Below are 11,943 nucleotides of genomic sequence, written 5' to 3' on the forward strand. Positions count from 1 at the left end.
GGGTTCCCCTGCCGCACCACTTGGAGGGCGTACCGTGCACCGCCGGCACAACGGGCTGAGGACCGCCGTACTTCTCGGAGGGCTCTCCGCCCTCATCATCGTCATCGGCAGCTTCTTCGGCCGTACGGGACTGATCGTCGCGCTGCTCGTGGCGCTCGGCACCAACGCGTACGCGTACTGGAACAGCGACAAGCTGGCGCTGCGGGCCATGCGGGCCCGCCCGGTCAGCGAGTTCGAGGCCCCCGCGCTCTACCGGATGGTGCGGGAGCTCTCCACGCAGGCGCGTCAGCCCATGCCGCGGCTCTACATCTCCCCGACCCAGGCGCCCAACGCCTTCGCGACCGGCCGCAACCCGCGCAACGCCGCGGTCTGCTGCACCGAGGGCATCCTGGCGATCCTCGACGAGCGCGAGCTGCGCGGGGTCATCGGCCACGAGCTGAGCCATGTCTACAACCGGGACATCCTCATCTCCTCGGTCGCCGGGGCGCTCGCCTCCGTGATCATGTTCCTGGTCAACTTCGCCTGGCTGATCCCGGTCGGCCGCTCCAGCGACGACGACGGACCGGGCATCCTCGGCTACCTCCTGATCCTCATCCTCGGCCCGATCGCGGCCTCGATCATCCAGCTTGCCATCTCCCGCTCCCGCGAGTACGAGGCCGACGCCTCCGGAGCCCAGCTCACCGGCGACCCGCTCGCCCTGGCCAGCGCGCTGCGGAAGCTGGACGCCGGCACCAAGCAGCTGCCGCTGCCCGCGGAGCCCCGGATCGAGACCGCGAGCCACATGATGATCGCGAACCCCTTCGGGCCCGGAAGGGGCGTGTCCAAGATGTTCTCCACCCACCCGCCGATGGCCGAGCGGATCGCCCGGCTCGAACAGATGGCAGGACGACGCCCGTGAAGACGATCCTCAACATCATCTGGCTGATCCTCTGCGGATTCTGGATGTTCCTGGGCTACATGCTCGCGGGCGTCCTGCTCTGCATCACGATCATCGGCATCCCCTTCGGACTCGCCGCGTTCCGGATCGGGATCTACGCGCTGTGGCCCTTCGGGCACACGGTCGTGGACCGCCGCGACGCGGGCGCGCCCTCCTTCGTGGGCAACGTCCTGTGGCTGATCCTGGCCGGCTGGTGGCTCGCCCTCGGCCACATCACCACCGGCATCGCCCTCTGCATCACGATCATCGGCATCCCGCTCGGCATCGCGAACTTCAAGATGATCCCGGTCTCGCTGCTGCCGCTGGGCAAGGAGATCGTCCCCACCGACCAGGCCTACGGCTACGCGGGCCGCTGAGTGCAGAACCCCCGCTACGCGCTCCTCTCCGGCTCGTACGCCGTCGCCCTCTGCACGGACGTCGACGGCCTGTACGGGGAGCCCGCGCCGGTGCCTTGCGCTACGAGCTCCGCGGCTGCGAGCCGCGCGGCGAGTGGCTGAGACAGGCGGCCCGCCGGCCGCGCGGCGCCCCGGAGATCATCCCGGAGGGCACGTACGACCTGGACGGGACGGACGTGGTCGACGAGACGTCCTTCCTGTGCGCCCTCGGGGAGGCCGTGTACGGCCCCGGCCGGGGGTCCGGTGCCGAGGCCGGCGTGTTCGGGGAGGAGTGGGCGGGTGTCACGCTCGTCTGGCACCGGGCCGACGTGGCCCGCGCCTGCCTGGGTGTCCAGCCGTGGCGCGGACGGCGTCCCGCGACCTTCCCGGAGTTGGCCGACGCCCTCAGGAAGGCGGGGGTACGGCTCGTCCTCGACTGATCGCCCACGCCACCACGCCCGCGGCGACCACCCCGGACCCCGCGAGGACGGCGCCGAGCGGCAGCGCGAAGGCGAGCGCCGCGCAGCCGGCGAGCCCGAGCGCGGCGAGCGGCCGGCGCGCGGGTCCCAGGGTCCAGGCGGAGGCGTTCGCGATGCCGTAGTAGACGAGCACCCCGAAGGACGAGAAGCCGATCGCGCCCCGCACGTCCGCCGTCGCCGCGACGACGGCGACCACCGCGCCCACCGCGAGCTCGGCGCGGTGCGGCACCTGGAAGCGGGGGTGGACGGCCGCGAGCGCGGTCGGCAGGTAGGCGTCCCTGGCCATCGCGAGGGTCGTACGGGACACCCCGAGGATCAGTGAGAGCAGCGAGCCGAGGGCCGCGACGGCCGCGCCCACCGCGACCACCGGCACCAGCCACGCGGCGCCCGCCGTCCGGGCGGTGTCCGTCAGTGGCGCGGGGGAGTCGGCGAGTGCCTCGGGGCCGAGGACGGTGAGCACGCTGACCGCGACGAGCGCGTAGACGGCGAGCGCGATGCCCAGGGCGAGGGGTACGGCCCGGGGGATCGTCCGGGCCGGGTCGCGGACCTCCTCGCCGAGCGTGGCGATGCGCGCGTACCCCGCGAATGCGAAGAAGAGCAAACCCGCGGCCTGCAGCACCCCGCCGGTGGTGAGCTCGGAGCCGAGCGAGAGCGGGGTCGTCCCGCCGGCCCCGAGGCCGACCGCGACGACCGCGGCGAGGACGGCGAGGACGATGCCCACGGCCACTCTTGCGACCAGTGACGACTTCTGAACTCCCCCGTAGTTGACCGCTGTCAGGGCCACGACGGCGGCCACCGCCACGACGTGCGCGTGCTCCGGCCACACGTAGGCGCCGACGGTCAGGGCCATCGCCGCGCAGGAGGCCGTCTTGCCGACCACGAACGCCCAGCCTGCGAGGTACCCCCAGAACGATCCGAGGCATTCGCGACCGTACACATAGGTGCCGCCCGAACTGGGGTACCGGGCGGCGAGCCGAGCCGAGGCCATGGCGTTGCAGTACGCGACGACGGCGGCGATCCCGAGCGCGAGGAGCAGCCCGCCCCCGGACCCGGCGGCCCCCGCGGCGGGCCCGAGCGCGACGAAGATCCCGGCCCCGACCATGGCGCCGAGCCCGATCACGACCGCGTCGAACACGCCCAGGGACCGGCGCAGCTCAGCACTCATGCGCCGCAGCCTAGAGCCCCGTCTCCCTGAGGGTGATGTTGAGTCGTCCGGCAAGCCCGAGTGCGGGGTCGGCCGTTCCGGGCCAGACCTTCGGCACCCCGTGATGGACCCGCCGCGAAGCCCCGCCGAACACGAACAGGTCACCGGAGGCCAGCTCGACGTCCTGGTACGGACGTCCCCGGCTCTCCTCGTTGCCGAAGCGGAACACGCACCGGTCCCCGAGGCTCAGCGACACCACCGGCGCCCCCGAGCGCTCCTCGCGGTCCTGGTGCATGCCCATCCGCGCCCCCGGCGCGTAGAAGTTCACGAGCGCGGTGTCGGGAGTGAACCCGCCGTCGTCCCCGTACGCCTCGACGAGCGCCTCCCGGCCCAGGTCCACGAGCCAGTCGGGCAACGGAATGCCGACGGAGTCGAGATAGCGGTACGGCACCCACTGCCGGCCCAGGCACAGCGACCGCACCGACATGACCCCGCCGCCGGGCAGCACGGTCTGCCGGTACGGCACGGGGCCCCGGCCCCACTCCCGGCAGACGTCCACCAACTCCCGCTGCCGCGCGGGCGGGAGCCACGCGGGCACGTGCACCGCGCCGGGCGCGATCGTGGCCCGCTCGCGGGGGAACAGCCCCTCGGTCACACCGGGGCTCCCTCCAGGCCGAGGAGCCGCTCCTTGCGGTCGAGCCCCGCGGCGTACCCGCGCAGACCGCCGTCGGCCCCGATCACCCGGTGGCAGGGCCGCACCACGAGCAGCGGATTGCGCCCGATCGCGGTCCCCACGGCCCGTACACCGGCGCCCGGGGAACCGACCCGCCGGGCGATCTCCCCGTACGAGACGGTCGTGCCGTACGGGATCTCCTCCAGGGCCCGCCAGACGCGCCGCTGGAACTCGGTCCCGGCGTCGCCGTCGAGCGGCAGGTCGAACCGGTCGCGCCGCCCGGCGAAGTACTCGTCGAGCTGCGCCGCGACCTCGGCGAAGGCCTCGGGTGCCAGGGTCCAGCCGGCCTCGACCACGACGGCGCCCTTCTGCCCCGGCAGGGACAGCGAGCGCAGCACGGCACGGCCCCCTCCGGCGAGCTGTCCGACAAGCAGCATCTCGCCCAGGGGGCCGTCGACGTACGCGTACACGGTCATGGCTGGTTCCTCTCCCCGCACGGGTCTTCCACGTCCAGTGTGCGGGGGCCGCCGCGCCTCGGGCTGGCGGTATTCGGACACGAGCCTCGCGACCCGCTACGGGGTCAGCGGTAGTTCACGAACTGGATCGCGAAGTCGAAGTCCTTGCCCTTGAGCAGCGCCTGCACGGCCTGCAGGTCGTCCCGGCTCTTCGAGCTGACCCGCAGCTCGTCACCCTGGACCTGCGCCTTGACGCCCTTGGGGCCCTCGTCGCGGATGGCCTTGGCGACCTTCTTGGCGTTCTCCTGGGAGATGCCCTCGGTCACCGAGGCGAAGAGCTTGTACTCCTTGCCGGACAGCTGCGGCTCACCCTCGACGTCCAGCGACTTCAGCGAGATGCCCCGCTTGATCAGCTTGGTCTGGAAGATGTCGAGGATCGCCATGACGCGCTCCTCGCCGTTGGCCTGCATGAGGATCTTCTCGCCCGACCACGAGATCGAGGCGTTGGTTCCCTTGAAGTCGTAGCGCTGCGAGATCTCCTTCACGGCCTGGTTGAGGGCGTTGTCGACCTCCTGCCGCTCGACCTTGGACACGATGTCGAAACTGGAGTCGGCCATGACTCGTGGCTCCTTGCTCGGATGCTTGGGTACAGCCCAAAGCCTAGGGGGTGAGCCACGGCCCGAACCGCTGATCAACCGGGTGGCGAACCACCCCCCGGGATCAGGTATCGTTTACGTCGTTGCCACGGAACACCGCCGAAAAGCGGCTCCACGGCAGCGATCTCATGGCGATGTGCCCGAGTGGCCAATGGGAGCGGACTGTAAATCCGTCGGCTTAGCCTACCCAGGTTCGAATCCTGGCGTCGCCACGCGAAACGGAAGGTCCCCGGTGCTTGCACCGGGGACCTTCCTTCGTTTCCGCGGGTGGTGCAGGACCCGTCAGTTTCCGGCCACGTCCTTCACCGCGACCGAGACCGGGGTCGAGCCCGAGATCAGTTCCAGGGTCAGGCCGGCCGTCGCCGGGGTGTCCAGGAGTTCGGCGATGGTCGCCGCCACGTCGTCGCGGGGGACCGTGCCGGGGCCCGTGCGGGCCTCCAGGCGGACCAGGCCCGTGCCCGCGTCGTCCGTGAGGCTCCCGGGGCGCAGGATCGTCCAGTCCAGGGCCGTACGGGAGCGGATCTCGTCGTCGGCCGCGCCCTTGGCGCGCAGGTAGGCGTCGAAGACCCCGTCACCCTCGTGCGTGGCGTCCGCGCCCATCGACGAGATGACGATGTACCGGCGCACGCCCCCGCGTTCGGCCGCGTCGGCGAACAGGACCGCCGCCGCGCGGTCGACCGTGTCCTTGCGGTCCACGCCGCTGCCCGGGCCCGCGCCGGCCGCGAAGACGGCCGCGTCGGCGCCCTGGAGCACGGCGGCGACCATCTCGACCGACGCCGACTCCAGGTCGAGGACGACGGGCTCGGCCCCCGCGTCCCGCAGGTCCCCCGCCTGTTCCGGTCTGCGGATGATGCCCGCGACCTCGTGCCCGTGCGCCGAGAGCAGCCTCTCCAGACGCAGGGCGATCTGTCCGTGTCCTCCAGCGATGACGATGCGCATACTCACGACCGTACGACGGGACCGGCCGGAGGGCTTCCCGGCTCGGGCGGCCGCTCCGGGCGGGCCTGGCGGGGCAGGTCGAGCGCCGCCGCCGAGTCGCAGTACTCGCGCACCGCGCTCGTCCGGGCCACCACCCGCCCCCGGTGCACCACGATCCGGCTGTACGCGAGGGACAGCACGCCCGACAGGCGCTCGCCGCGCACCGCGAGCAGCTCCGCCGGGAAACCGGCCTCGACCCGCACCTCCGGCAGCCCCATCGCCGCCCGCGCCTCCGCGCTCACCGCCGCGTACGCCTCCTCCGCCGGCAGGCCGCCGAGCGAGGCGAGGAGGTACGCCGCCTCCAGCGGATCACCGCGCCCCACCGGGTTGGCCACGTCCCGCATCGCCCCGCTGCCCGCCGCGAGCCGCACTCCGGCCGCCCGCAGCAGCCGCACCGGCGCCGCGCCGCGCGACTCCGTGCCCCCGCAGCCGCCCTGCGGCAGGCACACCACGGTCACGCCGGCCGCCGCGAGCCCGTCCGCCGCCCGCCGCGCCACGTCGGAGGGGAGCCGGCCGAGGCCCGCGCACGGTCCGGTCGTCACGCCGGGCCGCAGCCCGCCGGCCATCGCCGCGAGCCGGGCGAGCCGGGCCGGGTCGTCCCCGTCGGTGTGCAGGTCGACCGGTACGCCGTGCTCGGCCGCGACCTCCAGGACCGCCTCCACGTACCCCGCCGGGTCCGGGTCGAGGTCCGGGCAGCCCCCCACCACCCCGGCGCCCATCTTCACCGCGTCCCGCAGCATCGCGAGCCCGTCCGCGCCGGCCACCCCGGTGAGCAGCCTCGGCACCGCGACCGCGGTGAGGTCCACGAGGCCGCGCAGCGAGCGCCGGGTCTGGAGGACGGCTTCGAGCGGGCCGAGTCCGTGGACGTCGCCGATCCGGACGTGCGCGCGCTGCGCGGTCGCGCCGTGGCCGAGCTGGAGCAGCGCCGCCTCGGTGGCCCGGCGCTGCACCTCCTCGGGGGCGTACGAGACGGGCCCGGGGGAGTCGGCGGAGAGCGCGGTGTCGGCGTGGGCGTGGGGTTCGGCGGCGGCGGGGAGCAGCAGATAGCCGGCGAGGTCCACGCGCGTGCCCACGGCGGTGAGGCTGCCGGCCGTGCCGACCGCCTCGATCCGGCCGCCGACGAGCCGTACGTCCACGGTCCGCCCGTCGGTGAGCCGTGCGTGGGAGAGCAGGAGCGAGGTCGAGTCGGCCCTGGTGGCGGCCCCGTCCTCGGGCGGCTGGGGCTGCTTGCTTTCGGCGGACATCGGGGCTCCTCAAGGCTCCTCAAGATCAAGATCACGAAGCGTGGGGCAGAGCCTAGGGGCGCTCGGACCGAGCTTCGAGGAGGAGCGCAATAGTCGTACCGATGAGGCCACGAGTGGCGTACGGGACGCCTGGTGAGGGCCGTCGCGAGGGCCCCGGGAAACGGATTTGGGCGATGGGCCGGAGACCGTGTAATGTCTTCCTCGCTCGCCCCAATAGCTCAGTCGGTAGAGCGTCTCCATGGTAAGGAGAAGGTCTACGGTTCGATTCCGTATTGGGGCTCTGGTGAGAAGGAACCGCCTTCGGGCGGATCCGGATCATCAAAGCGGTGTAGCTCAGTCGGTAGAGCAAGCGGCTCATAATCGCTGTGTCACCGGTTCAAGTCCGGTCACCGCTACACACGGTAGCCGATTGTGGGGTCGGTCCTTCGATCGGCTACTCTTTTATGCGTTCATCCGTCCCATCCGTCCAAGGAGCACTCACGTGGCTGCCACCGACGTCCGCCCGAAGATCACGCTGGCCTGCGTGGAGTGCAAGGAGCGGAACTACATCACCAAGAAGAACCGGCGTAACAACCCGGACCGTCTTGAGATGAAGAAGCACTGCCCCCGCTGCAACTCGCACACTGCACACCGCGAGACGCGCTAACCAGGCTCGTACACGAGGCCGTCCCCACTCGGGGGCGGCCTCGTGTCGTTTGTCGGCAACAAAACCAGGAGGTATCGAGTCCATGGCGCTCGACCAGTCCTTCGTGGGCCGGACCTATCCGCCCACCCCGGCCTACGAGGTCGGCCGCGAGAAGATCCGCGAGTTCGCCGAGGCGATCGGGGACGGGAATCCCGCCTACGTCGACCAGGAAGCGGCCAAGGAACTCGGGCACCCCGATGTGATCGCTCCGCCGACGTTCGTGTTCGCCATCACGTTCAAGGCGGCCGGCGCGGTCATCGAGGACCCCCAGCTGGGTCTCGACTACAGCCGGGTCGTCCACGGCGACCAGAAGTTCGTCTACACGCGGCCGGTGCGCGCCGGGGACCGGCTCTCGGTCACCTCCACCATCGAGGCGATCAAGTCCCTCGCGGGCAACGACATCCTGGACATCCGCGGCGAGGTCCACGACGAGTCCGGTGAGCACGTCGTGACCGCCTGGACGAAGCTCGTCTCCCGCGCACCCGAGGGGGCCTGACCATGACCGCGAAGATCGCCTACGACGAGGTCGAGGTCGGTACCGAGCTGCCCGCGCAGACGTTTCCCGTGAGTCGCGCCACACTCGTCCGGTACGCCGGCGCCTCCGGGGACTTCAACCCCATCCACTGGAACGAGAAGTTCGCGGTGGAGGTCGGCCTCCCCGACGTCATCGCCCACGGCATGTTCACCATGGCCGAGGCGATCCGCGTCGTCACCGACTGGGCCGGCGACCCCGCCGCCGTCGTCGAGTACGGCGTCCGCTTCACCAAGCCGGTCGTCGTGCCCAACGACGGGACCGGCGCGCTGATCGAGGTCAGTGCCAAGGTCGCCGCGAAGCTGGACGACCAGCAGGTGCGGGTCGACCTGACCGCGATGTGCGCCGGCCAGAAGGTCCTGGGCATGTCCCGTGCCGTGGTCCGGCTCGCGTAGCCGAACCCCTCGATCGCAGAGCAGAGCAGAGCAGGGCAGAGCAGAGCAGGGCAGGGTCGGGCGGCCGCGGAGAGCGGCCGCCCGCCTTTCCGCTTGCCAAGTTAGTGAGTGAGCACTAACTTGGTGTCCATGGTCAGGATGAGTGCGGAGGAGCGGCGCGAGAGCGTCGTTCGAGCGGCGATGAGCGAGTTCAGCCGCGGCGGGTACTACGGCACGTCCACCGAGGCGATCGCCAAGCGCGTCGGCGTCTCGCAGCCGTACCTCTTCCGGCTCTTCCCCGGCAAGAAGGCGATCTTCCTCGCCGCCTCCGAGCGCTGCATCAGCGACACGATCCGTGTCTTCGAGGAGGCCTCGGAGGGGCTGACCGGCCAGGAGGCCCTCCATGCCATGGCCTCCGCATACACCCGGATCATCACCGAGGACCCCGACCGGCTCCTCATGCAGATGCAGGTGTACGTGACCGTCGCCGCCGCGGAGGCGGCCGGCGACCACGAGTTCGGCGAGGCCGTACGGGCCGGCTGGACGACCCTCTGGGAGACCGTCCACCTCGCGCTCGGCGCCGACGCCGACGAGACCACGACCTTCCTGGCGTACGGGATGCTCATCAACACCCTCGTCGCCATGGGCTTCCCGCCCGAGCACCGGGTCTGGGAGGGGTTCTACCCCTCCGTCCGGCGCCCCGGCGGTTCGGAGGAGTAGCGCCACCGCCCGCCTTCGCGGGTCCCGCCCGTCCGTCCCCGCTCTTTCATGGGGGCGAAAGTTAGTCAGTGATAACTAACCTGAGATCTGAGGGGCAGTAATGAACCAGCCAGCAGCCCGCCGCGGTTCCGCCGCCTGGGCACTCGTCATCACCAGCGCCGCGGGCTTCATGGCGGCCCTCGACAACCTCGTCGTCACCACCGCCCTCCCCTCGATCCGCGAGGACCTCGGCGGAGCACTGCACGACCTCGAATGGACGGTGAGCGCGTACACCCTCACCTTCGCCGTCCTGCTCATGTTCGGCGCCGCCCTCGGCGACCGCTTCGGCCGGCGCCGCCTCTTCCTCGTCGGACTCACCGTCTTCACCGGCGCCTCCGCCGCGGCCGCCCTCGCCCCCGGCATCGACGCGCTGATCGCCGCCCGCGCCGTCCAGGGCGTCGGCGCCGCGATCATGATGCCGCTCACGCTCACCCTGCTCACCGCGGCCGTCCCGGCCGCCAAGCGCGGTACGGCCTTCGGCGTCTGGGGCGCCGTCCAGGGACTCGCCGTCGCCTCGGGCCCCCTCATCGGCGGCGTCCTCACCGAGCACCTCTCCTGGCAGTGGATCTTCTGGCTGAACGTCCCGCTCGGCCTCGCCCTGCTGCCGCTCGCCCGGCTGCGCCTCGCCGAGTCGCACGGCACCGGCGCCCCCCTCGACATCACCGGCACACTCCTCGCCAGCGGCGGCCTCTTCGGCATCGTGTACGCGCTGATCCGCGGCCCGATCGACGGCTGGACCTCCCTGACCGTCCTCACCGGACTGATCGCCGGCACCGCGCTCATCGGCGGATTCATCCGCCACGGCATACGCGCCAAGGCGCCGATGCTGCCCATGCGGCTCTTCCGCAACCGCGCCTTCGCCGGGATCAACGCGGCCAGCCTGCTGATGTTCCTCGGCATGTTCGGCTCGATCTTCCTGCTCAGCCAGTACATGCAGGGCGTCCTCGGCTACTCGCCCACCGAGGCCGGGCTGCGGATGCTTCCCTGGACCGGAATGCCCATGATCGTCGCGCCGCTCGCGGGCGCCCTCTCCGACCGCATCGGCGGCCGCCCGGTCGTCGCCGCCGGCCTCGCCCTCCAGGCGGTCGGCCTCGCCTGGTTCGCGCTCGTCCTGACCCCCGACGCCTCGTACGCCGCCCAGCTCCCCGCCCTCGTGGTGAGCGGCATCGGCATGGCCCTGTACTTCGCACCGGCGGCCAACCTCGTGATGTCCAGCGTCCGGCCGTCCGAGCAGGGCATGGCCTCCGGCGCCAACAACGCGCTGCGTGAGGTCGGCGGCGCGCTCGGCGTCGCCGTGATGGCCTCGATCTTCGCCGCCCAGGGCGGCTACGCGACCGGCCAGAGCTTCGTCGACGGCCTGCTGCCCGCCCTGTGGGTCGGCGCGGGGGCGGTGGCCCTCGGCGCGGTGGCGGTGCTGTTCGCGCCGTCGCGGCGCCAGGAGGCCCGGCGGAAGGCGGAGGCGGCCGCCGAGGCGGAGGCCGGCGAGAAGGACCTGGTCGCCGCCTGAGCGGCCCCGCGCCGTCCTGATGGGGAGACGAAACGTCTCCCCATCAGCACCGCCCCGTACTCTTGAGCCCGTGCAGCCTCTTCTCGACGCCCCCCTCGCGCCCCTGACCACCTTCCGGCTCGGCGGTCCCGCGGCCCGGCTCGTCACCGCCACCACGGACGACGAGGTGGTCGCGGCCGTACGCGAGGCCGACGCCACGGGGACGCCGCTGCTGATCATCGGCGGCGGATCCAACCTCGTCATCGGCGACAAGGGCTTCGACGGCACCGCCCTGCGGATCGCGACCGAGGGCTTCGCCCTCGACGGGACGACGCTGGAGCTCGCCGCCGGCGAGGTCTGGACGGACGCCGTCGCCCGCACCGTCGAGGCCGGGCTCGCCGGCATCGAGTGCCTGGCCGGCATCCCCGGCTCGGCCGGCGCGACCCCGATCCAGAACGTCGGCGCGTACGGGCAGGACGTCTCCGCCACCGTGACCGAAGTCGTCGCCTACGACCGGCGCGCCGAGGAGACCGTCACCCTCACCAACGCCGAGTGCGCCTTCTCGTACCGCCACAGCCTCTTCAAGGAGCACCCCGAGCGGTACGTGGTGCTCCGGGTCCGCTTCGAGCTGGAGGACGCGGACGGCCTCTCCGCGCCGATCAAGTACGCGGAGACCGCCCGCGCCCTCGGCGTCGAGGCGGGCGACCGGGTGCCGCTCGCGCAGGCCCGCGAGACCGTCCTGCGGCTGCGCGCCGGCAAGGGCATGGTCCTGGACCCGGCGGACCACGACACCTGGTCCGCCGGCTCCTTCTTCACCAACCCGATCCTCACGGCGGGGGAGTACGAGACCTTCCTCACACGCGTGGCCGGGCGCCTCGGCGCGGACGTCACCCCGCCGGCCTTCCCCGCGGGCGAGGACGGCGCCGTGAAGACCTCCGCCGCCTGGCTGATCGACAAGGCCGGGTTCACCAAGGGATACGGCTCCGGGCCCGCGCGGATCTCCACCAAGCACACGCTCGCGCTGACCAACCGGGGCGAGGCGACCACCGAGGACCTCCTCGCACTGGCCCGTGAGGTCGTCGCCGGGGTCCACGAGGCCTTCGGCATCACGCTGGTCAACGAGCCCGTGACGGTCGGCGTCAGCCTCTGAAGCGGTTGCGCGGGAGC

General features: G+C 72.1%; 15 protein-coding genes and 3 tRNA genes. 12 read left to right on the top strand and 6 right to left on the bottom strand.

Annotation, left to right across the window (positions count from 1 at the left end; genetic code table 11):
* Nucleotides 1–34 precede the first annotated feature (34 nt).
* The 3 genes from htpX (at nucleotide 35) to ACIP84_RS30595 (ending at nucleotide 1,751) form a co-directional block, all read left to right on the top strand.
* Nucleotides 35–898 (top strand): zinc metalloprotease HtpX, encoded by an 864-nt coding sequence (gene htpX / locus ACIP84_RS30585; RefSeq protein ID WP_209496327.1) that lies wholly within the window; start codon nucleotides 35–37, stop codon nucleotides 896–898.
* Nucleotides 895–1,293: a YccF domain-containing protein gene (locus ACIP84_RS30590; RefSeq protein WP_266968240.1), complete on the top strand. Its 399-nt coding sequence runs from the start codon at nucleotides 895–897 to the stop codon at nucleotides 1,291–1,293. The genes htpX and ACIP84_RS30590 overlap by 4 nt, the downstream gene beginning before the upstream one ends.
* A gap of 95 nt (nucleotides 1,294–1,388) precedes the next feature.
* Nucleotides 1,389–1,751: a hypothetical protein gene (locus tag ACIP84_RS30595; protein WP_401802175.1), complete on the top strand. Its 363-nt coding sequence runs from the start codon at nucleotides 1,389–1,391 to the stop codon at nucleotides 1,749–1,751.
* On the opposite strand, the gene ACIP84_RS30600 is transcribed toward ACIP84_RS30595, so the two are convergent.
* The 4 genes from ACIP84_RS30600 to ACIP84_RS30615 all read right to left on the bottom strand — a co-directional run bounded on the left by ACIP84_RS30600 (nucleotide 1,717) and on the right by ACIP84_RS30615 (nucleotide 4,679).
* Nucleotides 1,717–2,955 (bottom strand): APC family permease, encoded by a 1,239-nt coding sequence (locus tag ACIP84_RS30600; protein WP_401802177.1) that lies wholly within the window; start codon nucleotides 2,953–2,955, stop codon nucleotides 1,717–1,719. The two genes, ACIP84_RS30595 and ACIP84_RS30600, sit on opposite strands and share 35 nt — an antisense overlap.
* 10 nt (nucleotides 2,956–2,965) lie before the next feature.
* On the bottom strand, nucleotides 2,966–3,589 hold the full coding sequence (locus tag ACIP84_RS30605) for an alpha-ketoglutarate-dependent dioxygenase AlkB (RefSeq protein WP_355966991.1): 624 nt from the start codon (nucleotides 3,587–3,589) through the stop codon (nucleotides 2,966–2,968).
* On the bottom strand, nucleotides 3,586–4,083 hold the full coding sequence (locus tag ACIP84_RS30610; RefSeq protein WP_355966993.1) for a methylated-DNA--[protein]-cysteine S-methyltransferase: 498 nt from the start codon (nucleotides 4,081–4,083) through the stop codon (nucleotides 3,586–3,588). The genes ACIP84_RS30605 and ACIP84_RS30610 overlap by 4 nt, the downstream gene beginning before the upstream one ends.
* A gap of 104 nt (nucleotides 4,084–4,187) precedes the next feature.
* Nucleotides 4,188–4,679 carry a YajQ family cyclic di-GMP-binding protein gene (locus tag ACIP84_RS30615; RefSeq protein ID WP_015035522.1) on the bottom strand — a complete coding sequence of 164 codons (492 nt, stop codon included), beginning with the start codon at nucleotides 4,677–4,679 and terminating at the stop codon, nucleotides 4,188–4,190.
* Nucleotides 4,680–4,848: 169 nt separating this feature from the next.
* Here ACIP84_RS30615 and ACIP84_RS30620 point away from each other — a divergent pair.
* Nucleotides 4,849–4,930: transfer RNA gene (locus tag ACIP84_RS30620), tRNA-Tyr, on the top strand.
* 70 nt (nucleotides 4,931–5,000) lie between these two features.
* Here the strand turns inward: ACIP84_RS30620 and ACIP84_RS30625 are convergent.
* The gene (locus ACIP84_RS30625) at nucleotides 5,001–5,657 is read right to left on the bottom strand and encodes an NAD(P)H-binding protein (protein WP_401802182.1); all 657 of its coding nucleotides are present in this window, start codon (nucleotides 5,655–5,657) and stop codon (nucleotides 5,001–5,003) included.
* A gap of 2 nt (nucleotides 5,658–5,659) precedes the next feature.
* Nucleotides 5,660–6,940, bottom strand: a complete 1,281-nt coding sequence (locus tag ACIP84_RS30630) for an amidohydrolase family protein (protein ID WP_401802185.1) — start codon at nucleotides 6,938–6,940, stop codon at nucleotides 5,660–5,662.
* Between the two features lie 207 nt (nucleotides 6,941–7,147).
* On the opposite strand from ACIP84_RS30630, the gene ACIP84_RS30635 reads away from it, so the two are divergent.
* The 8 genes from ACIP84_RS30635 to ACIP84_RS30670 all read left to right on the top strand — a co-directional run bounded on the left by ACIP84_RS30635 (nucleotide 7,148) and on the right by ACIP84_RS30670 (nucleotide 11,926).
* A tRNA-Thr gene (locus tag ACIP84_RS30635) sits at nucleotides 7,148–7,220 on the top strand.
* Between the two features lie 42 nt (nucleotides 7,221–7,262).
* A tRNA-Met gene (locus tag ACIP84_RS30640) sits at nucleotides 7,263–7,335 on the top strand.
* An 86-nt stretch (nucleotides 7,336–7,421) separates the two neighbouring features.
* Entirely contained in the window at nucleotides 7,422–7,586 is a 165-nt protein-coding gene (rpmG, locus tag ACIP84_RS30645) for a 50S ribosomal protein L33 (protein ID WP_003956487.1), read from the top strand.
* Nucleotides 7,587–7,668: 82 nt separating this feature from the next.
* Nucleotides 7,669–8,121 carry a MaoC family dehydratase N-terminal domain-containing protein gene (locus ACIP84_RS30650; protein WP_355967001.1) on the top strand — a complete coding sequence of 151 codons (453 nt, stop codon included), beginning with the start codon at nucleotides 7,669–7,671 and terminating at the stop codon, nucleotides 8,119–8,121.
* 2 nt (nucleotides 8,122–8,123) lie between these two features.
* Entirely contained in the window at nucleotides 8,124–8,552 is a 429-nt protein-coding gene (locus ACIP84_RS30655; protein WP_355967004.1) for a MaoC family dehydratase, read from the top strand.
* 129 nt (nucleotides 8,553–8,681) lie between these two features.
* A complete protein-coding gene (locus ACIP84_RS30660) occupies nucleotides 8,682–9,251 on the top strand; it encodes a TetR/AcrR family transcriptional regulator (RefSeq protein WP_401802189.1) in 570 nt (189 codons plus the stop codon).
* Nucleotides 9,252–9,351: 100 nt separating this feature from the next.
* Complete coding sequence (locus ACIP84_RS30665; protein ID WP_401802192.1) at nucleotides 9,352–10,797, top strand: MFS transporter; 1,446 nt, start codon at nucleotides 9,352–9,354, stop codon at nucleotides 10,795–10,797.
* 19 nt (nucleotides 10,798–10,816) lie between these two features.
* A complete protein-coding gene (locus tag ACIP84_RS30670; protein ID WP_355967013.1) occupies nucleotides 10,817–11,926 on the top strand; it encodes a UDP-N-acetylmuramate dehydrogenase in 1,110 nt (369 codons plus the stop codon).
* The last annotated feature ends 17 nt before the right edge of the window (nucleotides 11,927–11,943 follow it).

The sequence above is a fragment of the Streptomyces sp. NPDC088707 genome, from assembly GCF_044752725.1.
Lineage (GTDB): Bacteria > Actinomycetota > Actinomycetes > Streptomycetales > Streptomycetaceae > Streptomyces.

What these genes read in the sequence shown, in the direction of transcription:
- ACIP84_RS30655 (WP_355967004.1), top strand. Translation starts at nt 8,124, where the DNA reads ATGACCGCGAAGATCGCCTACGACGAGGTCGAGGTCGGTACCGAGCTG.
- ACIP84_RS30670 (WP_355967013.1), top strand. Translation starts at nt 10,817, where the DNA reads ATGGGGAGACGAAACGTCTCCCCATCAGCACCGCCCCGTACTCTTGAG.
- ACIP84_RS30650 (WP_355967001.1), top strand. Translation starts at nt 7,669, where the DNA reads ATGGCGCTCGACCAGTCCTTCGTGGGCCGGACCTATCCGCCCACCCCG.
- ACIP84_RS30615 (WP_015035522.1), bottom strand. Translation starts at nt 4,679, where the DNA reads ATGGCCGACTCCAGTTTCGACATCGTGTCCAAGGTCGAGCGGCAGGAG.
- ACIP84_RS30625 (WP_401802182.1), bottom strand. Translation starts at nt 5,657, where the DNA reads ATGCGCATCGTCATCGCTGGAGGACACGGACAGATCGCCCTGCGTCTG.
- ACIP84_RS30630 (WP_401802185.1), bottom strand. Translation starts at nt 6,940, where the DNA reads ATGTCCGCCGAAAGCAAGCAGCCCCAGCCGCCCGAGGACGGGGCCGCC.
- ACIP84_RS30610 (WP_355966993.1), bottom strand. Translation starts at nt 4,083, where the DNA reads ATGACCGTGTACGCGTACGTCGACGGCCCCCTGGGCGAGATGCTGCTT.
- ACIP84_RS30665 (WP_401802192.1), top strand. Translation starts at nt 9,352, where the DNA reads ATGAACCAGCCAGCAGCCCGCCGCGGTTCCGCCGCCTGGGCACTCGTC.
- ACIP84_RS30600 (WP_401802177.1), bottom strand. Translation starts at nt 2,955, where the DNA reads ATGAGTGCTGAGCTGCGCCGGTCCCTGGGCGTGTTCGACGCGGTCGTG.
- ACIP84_RS30660 (WP_401802189.1), top strand. Translation starts at nt 8,682, where the DNA reads ATGGTCAGGATGAGTGCGGAGGAGCGGCGCGAGAGCGTCGTTCGAGCG.